Origin of the sequence: Helicobacter pylori (genome assembly GCF_030323545.1) — a bacterium.
GTDB lineage: Bacteria > Campylobacterota > Campylobacteria > Campylobacterales > Helicobacteraceae > Helicobacter > Helicobacter pylori_CO.
Genome location: NZ_CP122954.1, coordinates 1,492,905 through 1,515,114 on the forward strand (window position 1 = coordinate 1,492,905; position 22,210 = coordinate 1,515,114).

Sequence of the window (22,210 nt, forward strand, 5' to 3'; positions counted from 1 at the left end):
TTCATGCTATTTGGCGATCACAACAGGGATACTGGATTGTTCAACAAGGCTATTTTGGTGCGAAATGAACAAACGATACAACAAATTGGATTCGCTCGCTCCGATCAATAACAAATCATAATCCTTAGCCATTTCTAAAACCACATCAATCAAATCACCGCTTTTTAGAACGCTCTCGCACTCTATATTTTCTTTTTTGAAAGCGTCTTCAAATTGCTTTAACAAAGCCTTAGCTTTTTCTTCTTCCAAGGCTTCTGTCTGGCCATAATCCATCATCCCGCTTTCGCTATAAATAAACACCTCCATGCTCACATGCAATAAGGTGAAACGGACCTCTTTAAGCGAATGGGCTAATTTGACAGCGAATTTAATAGCGTTATAACATTCTTGCGTGTCGCTAATCCCAAATAAAATATTCATAAGAACCAACCTTAAATGAAGTTTTGGTATTATACCAAATAAACCCTAATGACCCGCTGAAAGCTCAAAGATAAAGCGCTACAATCTCGCTTAGAAAAAGGACACAAAATGCTATTGAATTACGACTTTTTAGAATTTGAAAATGGCAAGACAGAGAACAGAACAAGAGACTATTCTTTGACAAAGGCTATTGATAAAGAATTAGAAGCTAAAAGACTAGCTAAATCAACTAGACCTAGAGTAAAGGTAAAAGAGGGACTATCTTTAAGAGCGACATTAGATGCGTTTGGTGATGAACTCTCACGACTTAAAAGAGAACAAAACACAGAGACTATTAAAGGCTCTACTATTGAAGCCACTAGACTTGGACAAATACTTAAAAAAATCAAAAGCGGACTACCTTTTGGAACTATCTCTGCGACTAGGCATTTTAAAGACGCTTTTATTAAAGACTTTAATGCTGACCAAAGAGCTTTGTTGATGAGTGCTTACAAAAGTGGATTGACACCTAGTAAAAATGACAAGATAACAAAGCTTTATTTAGCTCAAGCGAAAGGAAACGCTACACACCCTATTAAAGTTAAAGACTTCTTTATGCCACAAGGTAAAGTTCTCCCTGAATATGCGACTTTAGTTGGAGAGATTTATGAAATTTTGGTTAGTGTGTTAGGCGAGGGCTATGTTGATAAATTTATAGACAGCAAAGCCACAATGAGGGACTTTATGTCTAGTGAGAAATTTGTCAAAAGATACCGCTACACTCAAAAAGACAATATTAAAAGAACACAAGAGCTAAAATCTTTATTAGACAAAAAGAGACACTTTTTAGGTTATCTACAAGTAACAGGGTATTGGAAAGAAAACACTGATGACGCTCTATTCCCAGACAAAGAAGTTAGTTTCTTTGTATTCTCACACCAACCTATGAGTTTATCGTTTGATTTGGCGAGCGAATTACTACTATTGGGGAGACATTTTAATCAAGAGGCGATTTGCTATTGTGAGAACGCTATTGTGCTTGAAAACGACAGGTATCAAGTGGAATTGGTAAGCACCCTACCAAATGATATTGGCAAGGTATGGGCTACATTTGATAACATCACATTCTCCGCCCCTAGTGATTTACCAAACGCTCTCACAAGATTACAAGACCAAGTTTATACTTTCTTTAAGAAACACCCTGAAAAAGACAAATATGGCGTATCCTTTGAGGAGTTGGTTGTTAAGACTAAAATAACCGCTATGAAACTCCCCATAGACTTTGATGAAAGACTAGAGGTCGCAGACTTGGTTAAAGCTAGTATTAGAGATAGACAGACTTGTTCTAGGGCTAATGGTTATCAAAAGTTATTCTTTGCTGATGAGATAGAAAGTTGGGAACGAGACGCTGTCTTTAGGAGAGAAAAACTAAAATGTATCACAAGCAAAAGTTATAGAGCAAGCTATAACCACAATATTAAAGTGCGTAAGGTTGTCAATGCTATGCTAAAAGGTAAAAAAGTGAGTAGGACATTGATTGCTAAAGTGCTTGCTAACACCATAGACACCGATGCGGGCTATTGCTTTATCTCACCGACAGATTTAGCGACACAGCTTAACAACATCAGCCCTAGACTATCTAAAAGCATCGTTACCGCCATAGAGCAAGCAGAGGGCGTTAGACTAACTTATGCGTTGATTGACAAGGTTACCTATAACTCTTTACACAATATCTTAAGTTTCATCTTTGATATTGATAACCCTTTAAGCGACCAAGCTTTAAACCAATTAGTGGTTGAAGTCCCAAGAGAAGCACTTAAAAATGTGAAGTTACCACAAATCAAAAATGTATTGACAGCTCAAATCTTTGAGGGGGCTTACCAGTTTAAAAGTTAAACCATGCTCTTTATCAGCGCGACTAACACCAATGCCGGAAAAACCACATGTGCTAGGCTATTAGCCCAATATTGCAACGCTTGTGGCGTTAGAACGATTCTATTAAAGCCCATTGAAACAGGCGTTAATGATGCGACCAACCACTTTAGCGACGCGCATCTATTCTTGCAAGATAACCGCCTTTTAGATCGCTCTTTAACCTTAAAAGACATTTCATTCTATCGTTACGCTAAAGCTTCAGCCCCCCTCATCGCCCAACAAGAAGAAAGCCAAAACGCCCCCATTGACACGGATCATTTAATCCAACGCCTCCAAAATTTCACCAAAACTTACGATTTAGTCATCGTTGAAGGGGCTGGGGGGCTATGCGTGCCTATCACTTTAGAAGAAAACATGCTGGACTTTGCCCTACAATTAAAAGCCAAAATGCTTTTGATTAGCCATGACAATTTGGGCTTGATTAATGATTGTTTGCTGAATGATTTTTTATTGAAATCCCACCAACTAGACTATAAAATCGCTATCAATTTGAGGGAAAACAACGCCGCTTTTCACAGCATCAGCTTGCCCTATATTGAGCTTTTTAACAAACGCTCCAATAACCCCATTATGATTTTCCAACAAAGCCTAAAAGAATTAATGAGCTTTGCTCTTAAATAAAGCGCAGACAGAGCGCGCGCTGATAAAAAAGCCCATTAACAGCAAAGCGTATAAAATCCAGCTAAAAATGGGCTTGGAAATGTCAGCGCTCTCTTTTAAGGGCTTTAAAAAAATCACATTAGGGAACATGTTAAACAAATTGATCCGCCAGCCATAGTATTGCACTTCCACTTGCTGATTGACTAAACTTTGAGCGAGGGCTGAAATATCAGCCGAATTAAACTTAAAATAAAAAGGGAAGCCAAAGCGCGTGTCTTCGTTACGATAAACGGTTACGCTTTTTTTATCCTTAGGGTCGTAAGTTTGCACAAAATAGACATCTCTAGCAAGGGTTTTTACTTCCTTATTATTGGGCGTGTTTTCATTTTCATTCATTCTTTTGACTTCCACCCCGCTAATGACAGCCACGCTATAATGGGGCATGCAATAGCTCACCAAAAGCATGAACGCTAAAAAGATCGCCGTTAAAATGAACAAAACCACATTACGCACAAATTTTATCAACTTCATTCCTTATGATAGTATTAGCCTTTTTTTTTCGCATTCAAACACCAGAGCTTAAAAACGCTCTTTCACATGTTTTCAATCATCACGCTAGCAAATTCAGAGCATTTCACTTCTTTAGCCCCATCCATCAAACGAGCGAAATCGTAAGTGACTTTCTTGCTTTTAATCGCTTTTTCCATAGCAGAGACGATCAAATCAGCCGCTTCCACCCAGCCCATATGCCTTAACATCATTTCCGCGCTCAAAATAATAGACCCCGGATTGACTTTATCTAGCCCGGCGTATTTAGGAGCGGTGCCATGGGTGGCTTCAAACATGCCCACTGTGTCGTTGAGATTAGCCCCAGGAGCGATACCAATGCCCCCCACCATCGCCGCTAACGCATCAGAGATATAATCCCCGTTCAAATTCATGGTCGCAATGACGCTGTATTCGCTAGGGCGTAATAAGATTTGTTGCAAGAACGCGTCAGCGATCATGTCTTTAATGATGATTTCTTTACCGGTTTTAGGGTTTTTCAAAGAACACCATGGGCCTTTATCAATGACTTGAGCGTTGAATTCTTTTTGAGCGAGCGCATAGCCCCATTTCATGAACGCCCCTTCGGTGTATTTCATGATGTTACCTTTATGCACAAAAGTTACGCTTGGCTTGTCGTTATCAATGGCGTATTCAATCGCTTTTCTCACCAACCTCTCTGTGCCTTCCTTACTAATGGGTTTTACCCCTATGCCACTGCTTTCAGGGAAGCGGATTTTTTTAACCTTTAGTTCATTTTGTAAAAAATGAATGAGTTTTTTCGCTTCCGTGCTGCCTTCTTGCCATTCAATGCCCGCATAAATGTCTTCAGAATTTTCTCTAAAAATCACCATATCCACTTTTTGTGGTTCTTTAACCGGACTCGGACTCCCATACCACCTAACCGGTCTCAAGCACACATACAGATCCATTTTTTGGCGTAACGCTACATTTAAAGATCTAAACCCCTCACCAATAGGCGTGGTCAAAGGCCCTTTAATGGAGACTTTATAATGGTTGATCGCTTCAATAGTATCCGGTAACAGCCATTGCTCTTCTGGGCTTAATTCTTTGTGATCTTTAAATTTTTGATAGCATTTTTCGCCCACAAACACCTCATACCATGCGATTTTTTTCTCGCCTTTATACGCTTTTTGAACCGCGCTATCCACGACTTTAATCATCGCCGGGGTAATATCTGATCCAATGCCATCGCCCTCAATGAAAGGGATAATGGGGTGGTTTGGCACATGCAATTTGTTGTCTTTAATCGTAATTTCTTCGCCCTCTTTAGGTTTTTGTAAAATTTTAGGGTTGTAAGCCATCTCTTTGTCCTTTTTATAAAATTTGAGTAACTATACTAGCGCAAAAATACTATATAACCTCTAAAAATCTTTTTTGAATGCGTGTTTAAAAGTAGCGATCGGGAATAACTTGAAAAAACGCAATGTTTTTAAAAAAATATTTAATTTTTTGGCTTATAATGGAGTGCTATCATTACTAAAAATTTAAGGAAGCCAAATGTCTGTCACTTTAATCAATAATGAAAATAATGAACGCTATGAATTTGAAACGATTGAATGCACTCGTGGGCCTAAAGCGGTGGATTTTTCCAAGCTTTTTGGAACGACTGGGTTTTTTTCTTACGATCCAGGGTATTCTTCCACCGCCGGGTGCAAATCCACGATAAGCTATGTCAATGGCAAAAAAGGCGAATTGTATTACAGAGGGCATAGAATAGAAGATTTAGTCGCCAAATACAAATATGTGGATGTGTGCAAATTGCTCCTCACAGGGGAATTACCCCAAAATCAAGAAGAAAGCTTGGAGTTTGAACTAGAATTGCGCCACAGAAGCTTTGTGCATGAGAGCTTGTTAAACATGTTTTCAGCTTTCCCTAGTAACGCCCACCCTATGGCGAAACTCTCTAGTGGCGTGTCTATTTTATCCACCCTTTATTCCGCACACCAAAACATGCACACTGAAGAAGATTACCAGACTATGGCTAGAAGGATTGTCGCTAAAATCCCCACGCTTGCAGCTATTTGCTATCGTAATGAAGTGGGAGCACCCATTATTTATCCGGATATCGCACGCTCTTATGTGGAAAATATCCTTTTCATGTTAAGAGGGTATCCTTATAGCCGATTGAAACACACCACTCAAGGCGAAGCGGAAATCACGCCCCTAGAAGTGGAAGCCTTTGATAAAATCCTAACCTTGCACGCTGATCACAGCCAAAACGCCTCTTCTACCACAGTAAGGAATGTCGCTAGCACCGGCGTGCATCCTTATGCAGCCATTAGTGCTGGCATTAGCGCTTTATGGGGGCATTTGCATGGCGGAGCGAATGAAAAAGTGCTTTTGCAATTAGAAGAAATTGGCGATGTGAAAAATGTGGATAAATATATTGCGCGCGTGAAAGACAAAAACGATAGTTTCAAACTCATGGGCTTTGGGCATAGGGTGTATAAAAGCTACGATCCGCGCGCAAAAATCTTAAAAGGCCTAAAAGACGAACTGCACCAAAAAGGCGTTAAAATGGACGAGAGATTGAGCGAAATCGCTGCGAAAGTGGAAGAAATCGCGCTAAAAGACGAGTATTTCATTGAAAGGAATCTCTACCCTAATGTGGATTTCTACTCCGGCACGATTTTAAGGGCTTTAAAAATCCCGGTGCGTTTTTTCACGCCGGTGTTTGTCATTGGTCGAACCGTAGGCTGGTGCGCTCAGCTTTTAGAGCATGTCAAAAACCCGCAAGCCAGGATCACACGCCCAAGACAAGTCTATGTGGGGGATTAGGCTTTGTCCTAATTTTGCCCTAACAGAGCGTTGATGATAGTTTTAAAAAACGCTCAAAGCCTTTTTAAAGAGTAAGCGTCTCCCACCAAGCGAGCGGTAATTTTTAAATAACCGCATGCAAACGCCCCAAAACTCAAGGATAACTCTACTTTTTAAAAAACCCTTGAGTTTTTAGGCTTAGGGAACGCTCTTATAAATTAGCGTTTTATTGAAACCACCGCTTTTTAAAAACCCTTGAGTTTTTGGAAAAAATGATTGCAAAACGCTCCTCTTAAGAAAATTTAAGGAAATCCTTTTTACAATTTAAGAAATCATTCTTGCAACAAACTAAAAACAACCAAAGTTAAAAACCCTTTTTTTATCACTACCTCCATTCAAACAACCTCATTTCTTTTAAAATGACCTTTATTGGTTTAATATTTGTTTAGAAACGCTACAAAAACCTTTTTTTGAAAGGACAAAAACGCCTAATTAATATCAAAATCCCATTAATTTATACTATATTAACGAAAGCTTGCGCTATGTTCTTACTTAAAGACACACTTCCGCAAGATTTACGGACAAGATCAATCTTATTTCAAGCAATAAAAGGAGAAAACATGAAGAAAAAATTTCTGTCATTAACCTTAGGTTCGCTTTTAGTTTCCGCTTTAAGCGCTGAAGACAACGGCTTTTTTGTGAGTGCGGGTTATCAAATCGGCGAATCCGCTCAAATGGTGAAAAACACCAAAGGCATTCAAGATCTCTCAGATAGTTATGAAAGATTGAACAATCTTTTAACGAATTATAGCGCCCTAAACACCCTCATCAGGCAGTCCGCCGACCCCAACGCTATCAATAACGCAAGGAGCAATTTGAACGCGAGCGCGAAGAATTTAATCGATGATAAAAAGAATTCCCCAGCGTATCAAGCGGTGCTTTTAGCCTTAAACACAGTGGTAGGGTTTTGGAATAGTATCGCTTGGAATGTGCAATGCGGAGGTTATACTGAAGCAAATGGAATAAAAAAACAGGCAGTGAAACCTTTAACAACCAACCGGGACACAGTTCAGATCACATTACTTGTGGTGGTAGTGGTCTAGATCCGTATAAAGCCGGAATCAGTGGTCCTCTATCCATTGAAAACTTTAAAAAACTCAATGAAGCTTATCAAATCATTCAAACGGCTTTTAAGGGCAATCCTAAAGAAGGGCTTCCCGTTTTGAGTAACACAAATACAACAATGGAAGTCAAAATAATCACAAAAAGTAATAGTCAAAATCAAAATACTAATGAGACTAAGAATGTTACTAATAATGCCCACAATCTTTTAACTCAAGCTCAAACGATAATGAATGTTCTCACGCAAAATTGCCCATGGGTCAATAACAGAGAGGGTGAATTAGGCGGTGCGTCGTGGAACATTAAAAAAGGTGGGAATGCGTGTGAAATCTTTGACACTGAAATCAGTGCGATTCAAGACGTGATCAAAAACGCTACAATAGTCGTAGAGCAATCCAAAATCGTTGCTGCAAACTCACAAAACCAGCACAACCTAGACACCGGGAAAGCATTCAACCCCTATAAAGACGCCAACTTCGCCCAAAGCATGTTCGCTAACGCCAAAGCACAAGCGGAGATTTTAAACCGCGCCCAACAAGTGGTGAAGGACCTTGAAACTATTTCTCAAACCTTTAGAGATGAATTTTTGGCATCATGCTATAAGCCCTATAATGGTGGCACATACGGCACACCGCTAGGCACAGTAACTAAAGACACCTTCGCTACAGGCTGCGCGTATGTGGGAGAGACCTTAACGAGTCTAAAAGACAGCATCGCTCATTTTGGTAATCAAGAGGAGCGAATCCATAACGCGCGAAACATCGCCTACACTTTAGCGAATTTCAGCGGCCAGTATAAAAAGCTAGGCGAACACTATGACAGCATCACAGCGGCCGTTTCAAGCTTGCCTGACGCTCAATCTTTACAAAATGTGGTGAGCAAAAAAACTAACCCTAACAGCCCGCAAGGTATACAGGATAACTACTACATTGACTCCAACATCCATTCTCAAGTGCAATCTAGGACTCAAGAATTAGGCAGTAACCCTTTCAGACGCGCCGGGCTCATCGCTGCTTCTACCACCAATAACGGCGCGATGAATGGGATCGGCTTTCAAGTGGGCTATAAGCAATTCTTTGGGAAAAACAAACGATGGGGCGCGAGATACTACGGCTTTGTGGATTACAACCACACCTATAACAAATCCCAATTTTTCAACGCCTCTTCTGATGTTTGGACTTATGGCGTGGGGAGCGATTTGTTAGTGAACTTCATCAACGATAAAGCCACTAAACACAATAAGATTTCTTTTGGCGCATTTGGTGGGATCGCCTTAGCTGGGACTTCATGGCTTAATTCTCAATTCGTGAATTTGGCGAATGTGAATAATTACTATAAGGCCAAAATCAACACCTCTAACTTCCAATTCTTATTCAATCTGGGCTTAAGGACCAATCTCGCTAGAAATAAGAGAAGAGGCGCTGATCATTCCGTGCAACATGGCATGGAATTAGGCGTGAAGATCCCCACAATCAACACGAATTACTATTCTTTGCTAGGCACTACCTTGCAATACAGAAGGCTTTATAGCGTGTATCTCAATTATGTGTTTGCTTACTAAAGCATTAAACCCCTTTTTAAACCCTCTTTTTAGGGGGGTTTAACCCACTTCTTTAACTGGCTTTTCTTTTAACTCTTTTTAATCTTTTCACAAATTAGCGTTTTATCAAAAACACTACCTTAAACCAAGAAAAAGAAATTTCAAGGCATAATCGTTTGAAAGAGCGTTTGCTATTTTTACGCTTCCCACTTTTAGCTTCATGGCATGCTTTCTTATTTGCCCCACACCCTAACTATGGGGCGTGGTGAAATCCTACAACAAACACGCTTTAAAACTCTTAAATGCAAGCCACCCTAAAAAATGCACTTTCCACCCTTAAAATAAACCATAAAATCCCCATACCTACGATATAATCCTAAGATTGATTGATTTTAAGGGGCGTGTTTGGCATCATTATTCCATCTGAAGTTTTTAAAACCCCTGAGTTGTCTGCAAGCCGGTTTGCTTTATAGCCTTATTTTTGGCGTTTTATACCATTTCCCTTTGTTCGCTTATGTTTATAAAGAAAGCAACCAAGTCAGTTTTATAGCCATGATGGTTGTGGTGCTTTTTTGCGTTAATGGCGCTCTTTTTTTGGGATTAGGTTTGATCTCTATTAATTTGATGCGCCTAAGCGCGATGGTTTTTAGTTGGCTCAATTCCATCGCTTTCTATTTCATTAGCGCTTATAAGGTGTTTTTAAATAAGAGCATGATGGATAATGTCTTAAACACCAATACGCATGAGATTTTAGGCTTTTTGAGCGTTAAGTTATTCATTTTTATCGTTGTTTTTGGGGTGTTGCCTGGCTATGTCATCTATAAAATCCCCCTTAAAAATTCTTCTAAAAAAGCGCCCTTTTTAGCGATCTTAGCGTTAGTGTTTATCTTTATCGCTAGCGCTTTAGCTAACGCTAAAAATTGGCTGTGGTTTGACAAGCATGCGAAATTCATAGGGGGCTTAATCTTGCCCTTCGCTTATAGCGTGAACGCTTTTAGAGTGAGCGCTCTTAAATTTTTCGCCCCCACTATCAAACCGCTCCCTCTTTTTTCGCCCAATCATTCTCATTCGTTTGTGGTGCTAGTCATTGGCGAAAGCGCCAGGAAACACAATTACGCCCTTTATGGCTATCAAAAACCCACCACCCCAAGACTAAGCAAACGCTTAGAAAATCATGAACTCACCCTTTTTAACGCCACTTCTTGCGCCACTTACACGACAGCGAGTTTGGAATGCATTTTAGATTCTTCTTTTAAAAACAACGCTTATGAAAATTTGCCCACTTACTTGACTAAAGCCGGTATCAAAGTCTTTTGGTATAGTGCGAACGATGGCGAAAAGAATGTTAAGGTTACAAGCTATCTTAAAAACTATGAATTGATTCAAAAATGCCCCAATTGTGAAGCGATCGCTCCTTATGATGAATCCTTACTCTATAATTTGCCTAACCTTTTAAAAGAACACTCTAATGAAAATGTCTTACTCATTTTACACCTTGCAGGCTCGCATGGCCCCAACTACGACAATAAAGTGCCTTTAAATTTTAGGGTGTTTAAGCCCTATTGCTCAAGCGCTGATTTATCTTCTTGCTCCAAAGAAAGCGTGATTAACGCCTATGACAACACCATTTTTTACAACGACTACCTGCTAGACAAAATCATTAGCATGCTCAAAAACGCCAAGCAGCCCGCCTTAATGATCTATTTGAGCGATCATGGCGAAAGTTTGGGCGAAGAAGCGTTCTATTTGCATGGCATTCCTAAAAGCATCGCTCCCAAAGAACAATACGAGATCCCCTTTATCGTTTATGCTAATGAGTCTTTCAAAGAGAAGCATTCCATCATTCAAACCCAAACCCCAATCAATCAAAATGTGATTTTCCATAGCGTTTTAGGGGTGTTTTTGGATTTTAAAAACCCAAGCGTTGTTTATCGCCCTTCTTTAGATCTGCTTAAACACAAAAAAGAGTAAAATAACACGCATGAAAAGATTCTTATTTAAACAAAAATTTTGTGAAAGCCTGCCCAAAAGCTTTTCTAAAACTTTATTAGTGCTCAGTTTGGGTTTGATTTTACTAGGCGTTTTTGCGCCTTTCCCAAAAGTCCCTAAACAGCATAGCGTGCCTTTGGTGTTTCATTTCACCGAGCATTACGCGCGCTTTATCCCCACGATTTTATCTGTGGCGATTCCCTTGATTCAAAGAGATGCGATAGGGCTTTTTCAAGTCGCTAACGCCTCTATCGCTACAACTATTCTCACGCACACCACCAAAAGAGCCTTAAACCATGTAACGATTAATGATCAGCGTTTGGGCGAACGCCCTTATGGGGGTAATTTCAACATGCCAAGCGGGCATTCGTCTATGGTGGGTTTGGCGGTGGCGTTTTTAATGCGCCGCTATTCTTTTAAAAAATACTGGTGGCTCTTGCCCCTAGTCCCTTTAACCATGCTCGCTCGCATTTATTTAGACATGCACACCATTGGCGCGGTGTTGGCCGGGCTTGGTATCGGGATGTTGTGCGTGAGCCTTTTTACAAGCCCCAAAAAGCCTTAATCAAAAGCCTTAATTCCTGTTTTTATAATCTTCATAAGAAAAGTTTTTAAGGATTTTAAAACCTTGTTGATCCAATCTAGCCAGGCTTGGGAGCGGCACGCCATTAAACGAATTGTTTTTGACAATCGTATAATGGAGCATGTCTTGAAACACGATTTTATCGCCCCTTTTTAAAGGCGCATCAAAGCTAAAACTCCCCATAAAATCCCCCGCTAAACAAGTAGGGCCGCCTAAAAAGTAAGAAAACGCCCCTTGATTTTCGCCCCTTTCAACTTCAACAAGCTCTTCATCATTTTCTACGGAAATTTTAAGGATACTAGGGCGATAAGGCATTTCTAAGCAATCGGGCATGTGAGCGCTAAAAGAAGCGTCTAAAAGCGCAATTTCCTGATCGTTTTTAACGATGTCTATCACGCTTGCGATTAAAAACCCGCATTGCCACCCTATGGCTTCCCCAGGCTCTAAGATCACTTCTATATTATGATAACGCTCTTTAAAATCCTTAATCGTTTGGATGAGCAAATTCACATCATAATCGCTCCTAGTGATATGATGCCCCCCACCAAAATTCACCCACGCCATATTTTCTAAATAGGGCCTGAAATGCTTTTCCACATGCTCTAAAGTCCGGCACAAAGCGTCAGCGTTTTGCTCGCAATGCGTATGGAAATGCAACCCGCTCACCCCCTCTAACCCATGCTCTTTGACTCCCTTTTCAAATCCGCTAGGCGTAATCCCTAACCGGCTCACTTTAGAGCATGGGTTATAGATCGCTGGGGTTACTTCGCTGTAGAGAGGGTTGATCCTCAAACCCATTTTAATGGGGCTTAAGCCCAAGTTTTCTAATTGCTTGTTTTTATCTAAAATCCTGTCTTTATAGGCAGCGTATTGGTAAAAAGAGTTAAAAATAATGCTTGTCGCTAGGGGTAAAATCGTGCTCATTTCAGCCTCTTTAAAAGCCGGGCTATAAACGCAAATTTCTTTCTGGCTCTCTCGCCCCCCAAATTCTTCAAAAGCGAGCTTAGCTTCATAAAGACCGCTCGCGCAACACCCGTTCAATTTTTGCCTCAAAATCCCAAACTCACGCCAAAACGCATACCCTTTTAAAGCGAGCAAAACCTTTGCCCCGCTTTGCTGGCACACGATTTCTAAAATCTTGGCGTTTTTTTCTAAGCGTTCGCTCTCTAGCACATAGCAAGGGGTGGGGATAGTGCTGTATTTTTTCATGCTGATTCCAAAAATTGCTTAACCACCCGCTGTATGTCTTTAGGGTTAGACTTGGAGATGAAATCATCGGCCTTCAAACTCCTGGCCATGTCTTCATTAGAACTACCGCTCATAGAAGAATTGACTACGATGGGGATTTTTGAAGTCAAAGGATTGTTTTTAACCTGTTTGATCACTTCAAAACCGCTCGCTTCTGGCATTTCTAAATCGGTGATGATAAGACCAATATTACCCACATCGGTTGTTGGGTTGAATAAATGCTCTAATAAGGTTTTACCATTGATAAAATCTATATGCTTGACGCCTAGCTTGTCTAAAATCATTTGCATGGTTTTTAAAACGCTTGGGGAGTCATCAGCGAGTAAAACGCATTGGTTAGAATGGATTTTAGAAAGCGTCTCTAAATCGTTGTGTTTTTCATCTTCAATCCAAGGGAACACATCTATAAGCATTTTTTCAATATCCACCACTTGCACCAAGCGCCCGTCAAAATAGCGCGTGCGGCTCACGAGTTTGTTATTGCCTGCAGATCCCCCTAGCCCAGCGCTTTGCTCCATTTCAGTCCATTTCTTGCTCAAAATCCTATCCGCTTCATAGATCCTAACCCCTATGGTCCAGCGAGAAAACTCACAAATCATAACAATATCATCTTCGCCCTTGTCTTTTTCTATCCTATAAGGGCGTAAATCCTTGTTTTTGTTTTGGCTGTCATAATAAAACCATTTTTTCATATCAATCAAGGGAATGGTGAGCTCTCTTATAATGATTAGCCCCTCAACGAGCGAATTGTTTTCGTGGCTGATGATAGTGAGATTGCCATGGTATTTCACCACTTCACGGATCTTAAAGACATTGACCGCATACAAATCCTTGTTTTTACCCAGCCTGAAACACAACAATTGCAACTCGTTATTTTTATGCAAACTCGTAACTTGATCAATGCCCGCTAAACTATCAGCCATGACTTCCCCTTAATTTAGGTTTTCGTATCGTTTTATAATTATATCGTGTTTGTGTTTAATGCCAATGACACTTAAAAACTATCTTTGGGGGTTTTTTAAATCATTTTAAACGATTCAAAACAAACCCGTTTTTAAAACTGCGCACATATAAAATATTATGGCGGTTAGAGCAAAAGATTTGTGGGGCTGTTACAAACCCAGAAAGCAATTCCCTAGCGTCAATGACTTTGGGGTTTTCAAGCGATCTTTTACAAGGCTTTAATGAAAACGAAAAAGCGTCAATAGAATCAGCTTGAACTTCATAATTTTCAAAGGCTTTATTTTTGATGCGCATAAGATAGATTTTATGGGCAAAAATGCTCGTGTTTCTGGTGTCTGCAAAGGTGCTAACACCTGAATACAACGAAGTTACTAGCCCTCCAACAAACCCCAAATAATAATTCGCCACCGCTTGCATGCCCACCTTAAAAGTAGCCGATAAAATGGCTCTGGTGATAATGTAGGGCAATTGCTTCCTAAACTCGCTGGCGACCACCGCATCTATTGAGGCTAAAGTGTCAAAGGGCATTACTTTTTCTCCATCTTTAAGAGTGAAATTTTGATAAAACGCTTCCCCTTTTTCTAGCTTGGGCAAGGCTATACTCACGTTATAAACCGAATCAATCATAAAAATAGGCACATCAATTTTAAATTCGCTTTTTTGCGGCTCTTTGCCATCTTCAATGATGATCCAAGTGAAATGGCTCCTATTAGGGTTTTTGAAAAAAACCAAGTCTTTAGCCACGAAAGGGCTTTGACTGATCCCATAGGCTTCATTAAGATAGCCTAACCCCTTATTTTTATCCCCATTTAAAGCGTAAAACAACCCTGAAAGATACGAAACCGCCGGATTAAGTAAGCCCTGATAAGCTTCGTATTTGTCTAAATTAGAATAGGTGTTGTTTAAAATCTCGCTCACTTCTGCCCTAGAGCGTTCCATATTAATGTTGTGTTTTTTGCTAGAATCGATCTCTTTAATGGCTTTTTGAACTTCCTCATAATAAAATTCTTTAGCCCTGCGCTGGCGTTCATTCGCGCGGTTGAATTGCACCCTAGCGTTCGCGCTATCGTTTAAAAGCATGTAGTCTATCGCTTTGTAATAATTGATTAAAACGCCCTCATAAATATTCCCCCCATAAGCGCGCACGTTATCATTAATCATGGTAGCGCCCACATAACCAGCCCCTCTTGTAAAAGCACTTTGGGTTTTATCAAAGCGTTGCTCGGCTTGATCTAATACCCCTAAAGAAGTCTCGTAATCTCTTGCGTATAAAGCGCTCAAGCCGTTTTGCAAGTCCCATAAAAGAGCGTTCTTTTTTTTCTTAGTGAATTGTTTGGAATATTCATAAGCTTTTTTAGGGCTTTCTTCATAATAGAGCGTGTTAAAATGTTCTAAGTCCATACGATAGCCTATGCAACCTGTTAATGATATTCCTAAAATTACCGACATCAACAGAACGAATCTTTTCAATCTAACCCTTTTAATTGACATTTTTTTGCTTGACTAGTTTGAGCGTATCATAACATTTTTAATGAAAACATAAGCTTTTTATGGCTAAAATGATCCCTAAGCTCTTATTTAGACCTATGCAATAGGAATTTAGGGTAACGCTTCAGGGTAGGAATACAGCAGAGTCCCCTAATTTCTTGTGTGCCTTAGCCATCTGAATAGGAGTGCTTCAAAATGATATTGACTTTTTTAAACTAACTCTTCAAAAGTTTCTCACGCCACTCTGTAGGGTAGTCTTTTTGTAACGCTTTCACTTTATTCACATGACTAGAATCCGAATTAAAGATTTTCAAATAACGCCCCAAGCTTTCCAAACTCACATCAATCATGTTAGAATTCCCGTTACCCAGATTTTTGACTAAAACCTGCCTGGCATATAAAGGGGTGTTTTCTAAAAAAGAAATTTCAGTCTCGCTCAAAGGCACATTGAAATTGTGTTTCAACTCCCTAGCGTTTTTTTGCGGATACAAAATGAGAGTCCCCATGTTGCTTAAAAAACTATGGGCGTTTTTAACCCCGCTTAATTGGTAAATGTCTTGCAAAGCCAACACCACCACGCCATTAGCTTTTCTGGCTTGCGTGATTAAAGCGTTGATTTTAGTGTTCAGCAAATCGTTTTCCACATAGGATTTAAACTCGTCTAAAAAAACCAAAAAGCCGCTGTCGTTTTTCCTGGATTCTTCTAAGATTTTATAAAACAAGTAATAGGCTAAAAGCCCTAAGTCTTTAGGGTTTTGGGTGATGGTATCTAGGTTTATCACATTTAAAAAAGCGTTGGAATTGAGTGCGTCATTCAAAGCGTTAAAAAGGGGGTTATTCAAATACGGCTCTAAACTCAAGCCCAATTGGTTAGATGAGGTTCTTTTAAGCGTTTCTTTAAAGTCTAGCAAACTAAAAGCTTTAGGGTATAAGGTCTCATAAAGGCTCTTAATCGTGCTAAAAATCGCATTCATGTCTTCCAAGGCTTCTTTATCTCTTGAAGGGGCAAGATCAAACATGCTCAAAAAGAAGGATTGCAAAAATTCTAAATTCTGCAAATTAGGCTCTAAACAAAAGGGGTTGATGCTAAAAGATTGGCCGTCATGGTAATGCCCTTTAAAAAATTTTGTGAAAGAATACAGCCCTTGCATCCTGTCAAAAGCTAAAAGGCGCATGTTTTGGTATTTCAAAGCGCTCATCATTAAAAAGCTAATCAGCGTGCTTTTACCGCTTCCAGTAGCCCCTATGACTAAAGTATGCCCGTTCACTCTAGCGGTTTCTTTAGCGTTGTTGTGGTCCACTTCTTGGTTGTGGAAATTGAATAAAAAAGGGGAATAATCCAAATTTTTAAACACGCTCAAAGGGCTATTCCCCCATGAATTAGCCTTAAAACCTAAATTTTGCCTTTCAAACACCATTAAACACGCTAATGCTTTAGAAGTTAAAAAACGCAAGCGGTGGTTTAAATGGATGCGTTCAGGGAAAAAGGAAAAATACCCCCCTTTCAAGCCAAAAGTTTCTATAACGCCCACTAAATTTTCTTTAAATAAAAGCCCTAAAACTAAGCTTGTTTGAGCGTCTAAATTCTCTAAACTAGGGGCTTTGATAAGAATGTTTAGGGCGAATTTTTGCATGGATAGGCGTTTGGTTTTGACTAGTTCTTGGTATTCTAGCAGCTCGTTTTTAACGAGATTGGACATGCTGAATTTGGCCCGTTCTTTTAAAAAACTCAGCGTTTTATTGACGCTCATAGGCTCTATAGAAAAGATAATATCTAGTGGCGTCTCTTGGTATAAAAGTGCTCCGATCGCTATAGAAGTGATGCGCTCGCTCTCATAAGCTTTAATGCCAATCAAGCGGTTATAGGTTTTTTGATTAAAGCTTTCTTGAATGAAATAATCTTTTTCAAAAGTGATAGAACTAGCGATATAGCTATCGCTCAAATACCCCCCTACTAGAGGCTTTAAAGGGAGGTCAAACCCGTTAATGTATTCCGCATAAAAATTCAAAACCTCTTTAGAGCTTAAGAGTTTGGGGGCATAGTTTTTGAGCTGGATTTCTAAACTTTTTAAAGTTTCTTGTAAAAAATGCGCTTTATAAGAGAGAATGTCCTTAAAATTTTCCCTATTGGCATGCATTATGGATTTTTTCTTATGCTCTAAAACGCCCTGCAAAGAATGCGTGCTTTCTAAAACTAAAAAATACTGATTTTCATACACTTCTTTGTTTTCAAATTGATTCAAAATCGCTTGCAAGTATTTAGAGTCAGCTTGAATGTTTTGTTGGTGATCCATTTTACGCCTTTTAACCACAAGGCGTGCCACGACTTTTTCTAAAGAATCCAACGCCATCTGGCGCTCGGTGAAGAGATCTTGCAATTGCTCTGTGCTTAAATGGGTGTAACTCACCCCTTCTAAACGGAGAATTCCCACTAAGTTTTCGTTTTTAGTGAGCAAGAAATGCTCATCATACAAGCCTAAAAGGTTGTTTTCTTCGCTCATAGAATAGCTTTTAGGCAAAACCCCTAAAAAATAATTTGAAACTTTTTGTTTGATAGCGCTCAAAAGCTTTTCTAACATCCTACGCTCTATAACATTTGGTTTTAGTCTTTATTTTGCTTTTAGCTACGATAATATCTGCAATGTCTTCATCAAAAAATTCCAGCACGCTAAAGAGCGCTAAAAACCCTAAATACAATAAAAAAGCGCTCAATAAATCAATCCAAGGGAGCAAGATAAAAGGCGCAAAAACAGAAATCAAATAAGATTTAGCGTTCAGCCATAAAAATTTTTCTTTAACCGAAATTTCACGCAAATTCTTCACGCTCGCTGAGAGGATAATCATTAAAAAATTCCCATAAACCAATTCGCTAAGCTCGGGGCTTTAAAGAATAAAAAAATCCCAAACACCACGCCAAGGATCGTGAATAAAATCTCTTTCCACCGGTCTAAATTCCTCCACACATAAATAGCGATCCCTATGAAAATCACCATTAAAATCCCCTTAGCGATGGGGCTTTTGAGCTGGGCTTCTAGGGCGTTAAAAAACCCCTCTAAACCTTCAGCGAACAAACTTGAAACGCACATGCCTACTAAAAAAATGATTTTTAAAAAATGAGCGGACATCAAAACCCTTTTGTTTAATTTTAATTAACTTTATAAGGCTTTATTATCTCAAAAAAACCATAAAAATCCTCTAAAAGGGGGTCAAAAGGGGTGCATTTAATCTTTAAAAGGGTAAAAAAGCAAAGCTGAAGAGGTAAAAGCCTTACTATTCTACGATTTGATAGACATAAGAAAGATTAGTGTGTTCTTTGGTTTGTAGGGTGTCTTCTTCTAAGAGGCTTTGAATCTTTTCAAAACTATATTGTAAATGGTTGTAAGCAACAATCACCACCTCATCGCCTTTTTGTAAAAAATGCTCTTGCGCAAAAGGCATATAAGGGGTAGCCCCAATCGCAAAAATCATTTTGGTAGGGAAATTATGGCGCTCTAAAAAAGGTCTTAGAGCCTCTAAAGAATCGCCATCTTGTTGGTGGTTTAGTTGGTCTTTGATCCAGTCTAAAAGCTTTTGATAAAAAAACTCGTATTTGAGCAATTTGCTGTTTTCCCCATAAATGTGCCAAACATGATTATATTTCAAAAAAGACGCGATAGAGAAATTGTTACACACCCCCCCATAAACAAACCTATCAATAGGCAATTTCTGCCCTATGCCTTTAGAAGCTGGTGAAAAATTCTTTTTTTGGGAGAGTTTTGTGGCTTCTAGATTGCGCACAGAAGCGTCATTAAACGCCATGAAAAAATTAGGCACAAGCTTGGTTACCAAATGTTTTTCATCGTATTTAACATCGCATTCTAAAGCGATTTCTGGCTCTGCTTGCACCCTTAAATTGGGATCATTAGGCAAAATAATTTTATGGTTATCAATGCAACAACGCCCCAAATAGCAACTCTCATACGGGATATAAAAAGGGAATAACCCCTTAGGAGCGTCCTTTTCTTCGCTTTTCATGTTGATAAAACTATGACTCTCTCCCGCTTGCTCCAAATGCCCTGCAAAATTCCCCACCACACCAAAACCTAAAAACTCTTGCATGCAAACCTCCTAGCAAATAGCTTAATGAATAGAGCTTTTTTCATTATAGCATAAAAGAAAACCCCTAAAATTCTCAAAAACTCCCTTTCAAGCGAACAAATACTCTCTGGCGCTCTCTTTATCCAAAGGGTAAAGCTCGCGCTTTTCGTTCCCTATTTGAATGAGATAAGCTTGATTTTTTAAAGTCTTAGCATAGCCTAAAGCGATACGGCCGGCCAATTCTTTATCTTCTTTGCTGGCGTTTTTATCCACTAAACTCAAAGGGCCTTTACAGCCTAGCAATTCAATCTTGTCCATTAAGGGGTGCTCAATGTCTAGCTTGTGGTTTTCTTCTTCATTCCTTGCCACCACTAAACGAGCGTTATTGGGTAAGACAAAATAACGCCCGTTTTTGACAATCACGCTGTCTTCAAACACCATTTCTCTGTATTCTTTCAAATTCTTAATCTTATTACTCACCTGAATGTCCGTAAGCAAGCACCCCCCACCTGGCTTTTCATAATATTTCAAGCCGTAATCTTTAATCATTTGCAATTGCCTGCTTCGCCCCCTACCGCTCACATCTAAAAGTTTTTCTCTATCAACCCAGCCCTTTTTTTCCATGAAAGTAGGCTCTAAGAGTTTCGCGCTCATGGGCCTTAAGAGCAGTTCGTCCAAAAATTGCGGTTTCTCACCGCTTGCTTGCGTTCGGTCTAAAATGGGATCAAAACGCGCCTCTTCGCCCACTTCTCTGACTAATTTCCTCACCTGATTTAGCGCTTCTTTCCTTTGGGATTTAGGGCGTTGCCCTAGCACTTCCCCACTCAAAACAAAATCCGCGTTCAATTCAAGCATTTTATAAAAAGCGTTCCTAAACATGTTGGCATGGCAATCAATGCAAGGGTTGAAATATTTCCCATAGCCGTATTTGGGCTTGAACAACACATCGTTAAAAAATTGCTCTCTAATATCGCACACTAGGAGCTTAGCCCCGATTTGCGCGGTGGCGTTTTCAAAATACTCTCTTTTATCTTTATTCCCCCCAAACCCTATATTGAAGTGTAAAGCGGTTACTTCAATGCTTTGATCAATGAGTAATTTCATAGACAACAAACTATCCAACCCCCCACTGAATAAGGCTAAAGCTTTTATTTTTTTCATATGGCGACTAATTCTCCTTGTTTTAATTTCATAATGGCCTGGCGAGCCTTTTTCAAACAGATCATTTTTTCGCTAAACGGGAGCGAGCTTTTAGGGATTTCCTTGAGTTGCCGCTCAAAATAGCGCAAAATCAACAAACGCAATTCCTTTTCAAAACCCCCTTTTTTTAGGGGTAAATTCGCATCTAATAATAACGCAACTAATTTAGGGTCGTCTAATTTTTCTTGACACAAAGCGTCAAATTCTTGTTTTTTATGCAAGAATACCCCACTATGGATATAGCCCACCGCCAAATCCAACAAGCTTCTGTCTTCTAAAAGATAGCGGATCACTAATTTTTCTAAAAATTCCAAACTGAGCGCGTTAGAAACATGCACAAACTTTTGAGAGCGATTAGGTTTTTCTGTTTTGGGGTAAAAAGGCTGAAAAGAAATTGGCTCTCTAATCCCTAAAACATGCAAAGGCGCTTGTAAAAGCATAGCGATTAAGGGCTTGTATTCATTTTGTAAAAGCAAGGAAAAGTTTTTCAAAAACCCTAACATTTCTTTAAGGGCCTTATCTTTTTCTAAAGGATCGTCTAAAAGATAAGAACCCGCCATGCGCCTTAAAACAAATTCAATAAAAGCCATGGGGCGCGATAACAAGTCTTTTAAGGTTTCAATCTGGTTATTAGCGATCATCTCCGCAGGGTCTAGGTTGTTTTCAAACAAAATCACACCCCCCCCCCTTTGCTCTTTAGCCAACATCAAGCTCGCTTTATAGGCTGCGTTTCGCCCTGCCTTATCCCCATCATAGCTTAAGAGGATTTCTGGATCGCCTTTTTTAAGCAAGGGCAAATGCGATGGCGTTAAAGCTGTCCCAAGCGTGGCTATGGCGTTTTTAAAACCCGCCTGGTGCAATAAAATCACATCCAAATACCCCTCTGTTACAATGACTTGCTTTTGTTTGTAGATGTGTTCTTTAGCCAAATGATAGCCATAGAGTAAACTGGATTTATCAAAAAGCTTATTTTGGGGCGAATTGATATACTTGGCCGCTTTTTCTTTTAAGGTGCGCCCTCCAAAGCCCACCACTTGAGCGTTAGGGCTATAAATAGGGAACATGATGCGATCCAAAAAACGCAAATAGGTTTTATCTTTTTTATCGCTTTTGCCCAGCACGCCTAATTCAATGAGTTTGTCCTTATCCAAGCCTTTATTTTCAATGCCGTAATCAATTCTATTCGTGCATAAGCCTAATTTAAACGCTCTTATGCTCTCTAAGCTAAGCCCTCTTTTTTGCAAATAATTCAAAAAAAACGGGGCGTTAAAAAGCTCTTCTTGATACAACGAGCTCACCATTTCTAAAAGGTGGTAGTCTTCTTTATAATCATAATAAACGCCTTTGTCATACTCTAAAGCCACATTGAATCGGTGGGCTAATTTCTCTAATGCTTCCACAAACGAAAGCTTTTCAAACTCCATCACAAATTTAATGCTATCCCCGCTCGCCCCACACCCAAAGCAATGGTAAAACCCTTTAATTGGATTGACGCTAAAACTCGCGCTCCTTTCTTCATGAAAAGGGCAACAAGCCATGTAACTAGAACCTGACTTCCTCAAATCCACATAAGAGCTAATGACTTCTACAATATCTATCGTTTGCAAAAGGCGATCAATGGAACTTTTAAGAATCATTTTTCATGCTTTCTTTATCGTGCTTCTTGTTTTAAGCTGTTTGAATGAATTATACTCAATTAAAAAATCTTTATTAATAACGCCCCTTTTATCTAATCCTTA

General features: G+C 39.5%; 17 protein-coding genes, 1 other RNA gene and 1 pseudogene. 7 read left to right on the forward strand and 12 right to left on the reverse strand.

Annotation, left to right across the window (positions count from 1 at the left end):
• Positions 1 to 6: 6 nt before the first annotated feature.
• Positions 7 to 420 carry a universal stress protein gene (locus tag QAP06_RS07155; protein ID WP_001023008.1) on the reverse strand — a complete coding sequence of 138 codons (414 nt, stop codon included), beginning with the start codon at positions 418 to 420 and terminating at the stop codon, positions 7 to 9.
• Between the two features lie 108 nt (positions 421 to 528).
• Between QAP06_RS07155 and QAP06_RS07160 the strand changes: the two genes are divergently transcribed.
• Positions 529 to 2,295, forward strand: a complete 1,767-nt coding sequence (locus tag QAP06_RS07160; protein WP_286465622.1) for a hypothetical protein — start codon at positions 529 to 531, stop codon at positions 2,293 to 2,295.
• Positions 2,296 to 2,298: 3 nt separating this feature from the next.
• The gene (gene bioD, locus QAP06_RS07165; RefSeq protein WP_286465624.1) at positions 2,299 to 2,955 is read left to right on the forward strand and encodes a dethiobiotin synthase; all 657 of its coding nucleotides are present in this window, start codon (positions 2,299 to 2,301) and stop codon (positions 2,953 to 2,955) included.
• On the opposite strand, the gene QAP06_RS07170 is transcribed toward bioD, so the two are convergent.
• A complete protein-coding gene (locus tag QAP06_RS07170; RefSeq protein ID WP_286465625.1) occupies positions 2,932 to 3,459 on the reverse strand; it encodes a DUF1523 family protein in 528 nt (175 codons plus the stop codon). The two genes, bioD and QAP06_RS07170, sit on opposite strands and share 24 nt — an antisense overlap.
• Before the next feature lie 68 nt (positions 3,460 to 3,527).
• Entirely contained in the window at positions 3,528 to 4,805 is a 1,278-nt protein-coding gene (icd, locus tag QAP06_RS07175; RefSeq protein ID WP_000323979.1) for an isocitrate dehydrogenase (NADP(+)), read from the reverse strand.
• A 196-nt stretch (positions 4,806 to 5,001) separates the two neighbouring features.
• Between icd and QAP06_RS07180 the strand changes: the two genes are divergently transcribed.
• The 4 genes and pseudogenes from QAP06_RS07180 to lpxE all read left to right on the forward strand — a co-directional run bounded on the left by QAP06_RS07180 (position 5,002) and on the right by lpxE (position 11,477).
• Positions 5,002 to 6,282, forward strand: coding sequence for a citrate synthase (locus tag QAP06_RS07180; protein ID WP_286465626.1), 1,281 nt, complete (start codon positions 5,002 to 5,004; stop codon positions 6,280 to 6,282).
• Positions 6,283 to 6,881: 599 nt separating this feature from the next.
• A pseudogene (gene sabA / locus QAP06_RS07185) lies at positions 6,882 to 8,944 on the forward strand (Hop family adhesin SabA/HopD).
• A gap of 384 nt (positions 8,945 to 9,328) precedes the next feature.
• The gene (eptA, locus tag QAP06_RS07190) at positions 9,329 to 10,894 is read left to right on the forward strand and encodes a phosphoethanolamine--lipid A transferase EptA (protein ID WP_286465627.1); all 1,566 of its coding nucleotides are present in this window, start codon (positions 9,329 to 9,331) and stop codon (positions 10,892 to 10,894) included.
• A 49-nt stretch (positions 10,895 to 10,943) separates the two neighbouring features.
• Positions 10,944 to 11,477 carry a lipid A 1-phosphatase LpxE gene (lpxE, locus tag QAP06_RS07195; RefSeq protein WP_286467633.1) on the forward strand — a complete coding sequence of 178 codons (534 nt, stop codon included), beginning with the start codon at positions 10,944 to 10,946 and terminating at the stop codon, positions 11,475 to 11,477.
• A 9-nt stretch (positions 11,478 to 11,486) separates the two neighbouring features.
• Here the strand turns inward: lpxE and nspC are convergent, their stop codons facing one another.
• The 3 genes from nspC to QAP06_RS07210 form a co-directional block, all read right to left on the reverse strand.
• Positions 11,487 to 12,704: a carboxynorspermidine decarboxylase gene (nspC, locus tag QAP06_RS07200; RefSeq protein ID WP_286465628.1), complete on the reverse strand. Its 1,218-nt coding sequence runs from the start codon at positions 12,702 to 12,704 to the stop codon at positions 11,487 to 11,489.
• Positions 12,701 to 13,666 carry a chemotaxis protein CheV1 gene (cheV1, locus tag QAP06_RS07205; protein ID WP_000785445.1) on the reverse strand — a complete coding sequence of 322 codons (966 nt, stop codon included), beginning with the start codon at positions 13,664 to 13,666 and terminating at the stop codon, positions 12,701 to 12,703. Before cheV1 ends, nspC begins: the two co-directional genes overlap by 4 nt.
• A 100-nt stretch (positions 13,667 to 13,766) precedes the next feature.
• Positions 13,767 to 15,107, reverse strand: coding sequence for a COG3014 family protein (locus tag QAP06_RS07210; protein ID WP_286467638.1), 1,341 nt, complete (start codon positions 15,105 to 15,107; stop codon positions 13,767 to 13,769).
• A 174-nt stretch (positions 15,108 to 15,281) separates the two neighbouring features.
• On the opposite strand from QAP06_RS07210, the gene ffs reads away from it, so the two are divergent.
• An RNA gene (gene ffs / locus QAP06_RS07215) (signal recognition particle sRNA small type) lies at positions 15,282 to 15,379 on the forward strand.
• A gap of 30 nt (positions 15,380 to 15,409) precedes the next feature.
• Here the strand turns inward: ffs and QAP06_RS07220 are convergent.
• The 6 genes from QAP06_RS07220 to dnaG all read right to left on the reverse strand — a co-directional run bounded on the left by QAP06_RS07220 (position 15,410) and on the right by dnaG (position 22,108).
• On the reverse strand, positions 15,410 to 17,773 hold the full coding sequence (locus QAP06_RS07220; RefSeq protein ID WP_286465630.1) for a VirB4 family type IV secretion/conjugal transfer ATPase: 2,364 nt from the start codon (positions 17,771 to 17,773) through the stop codon (positions 15,410 to 15,412).
• 1 nt (position 17,774) lies between these two features.
• Positions 17,775 to 18,038: a hypothetical protein gene (locus QAP06_RS07225; RefSeq protein ID WP_000584956.1), complete on the reverse strand. Its 264-nt coding sequence runs from the start codon at positions 18,036 to 18,038 to the stop codon at positions 17,775 to 17,777.
• Positions 18,038 to 18,319 carry a TrbC/VirB2 family protein gene (locus QAP06_RS07230; RefSeq protein ID WP_001272686.1) on the reverse strand — a complete coding sequence of 94 codons (282 nt, stop codon included), beginning with the start codon at positions 18,317 to 18,319 and terminating at the stop codon, positions 18,038 to 18,040. Before QAP06_RS07230 ends, QAP06_RS07225 begins: the two co-directional genes overlap by 1 nt.
• 145 nt (positions 18,320 to 18,464) lie before the next feature.
• Complete coding sequence (locus tag QAP06_RS07235; RefSeq protein ID WP_286465631.1) at positions 18,465 to 19,292, reverse strand: DUF5718 family protein; 828 nt, start codon at positions 19,290 to 19,292, stop codon at positions 18,465 to 18,467.
• An 87-nt stretch (positions 19,293 to 19,379) separates the two neighbouring features.
• Positions 19,380 to 20,432 carry an MnmA/TRMU family protein gene (locus QAP06_RS07240; protein WP_286465633.1) on the reverse strand — a complete coding sequence of 351 codons (1,053 nt, stop codon included), beginning with the start codon at positions 20,430 to 20,432 and terminating at the stop codon, positions 19,380 to 19,382.
• Positions 20,429 to 22,108 carry a DNA primase gene (gene dnaG, locus QAP06_RS07245; protein WP_286465634.1) on the reverse strand — a complete coding sequence of 560 codons (1,680 nt, stop codon included), beginning with the start codon at positions 22,106 to 22,108 and terminating at the stop codon, positions 20,429 to 20,431. The genes QAP06_RS07240 and dnaG overlap by 4 nt, the downstream gene beginning before the upstream one ends.
• Positions 22,109 to 22,210 lie beyond the last annotated feature (102 nt).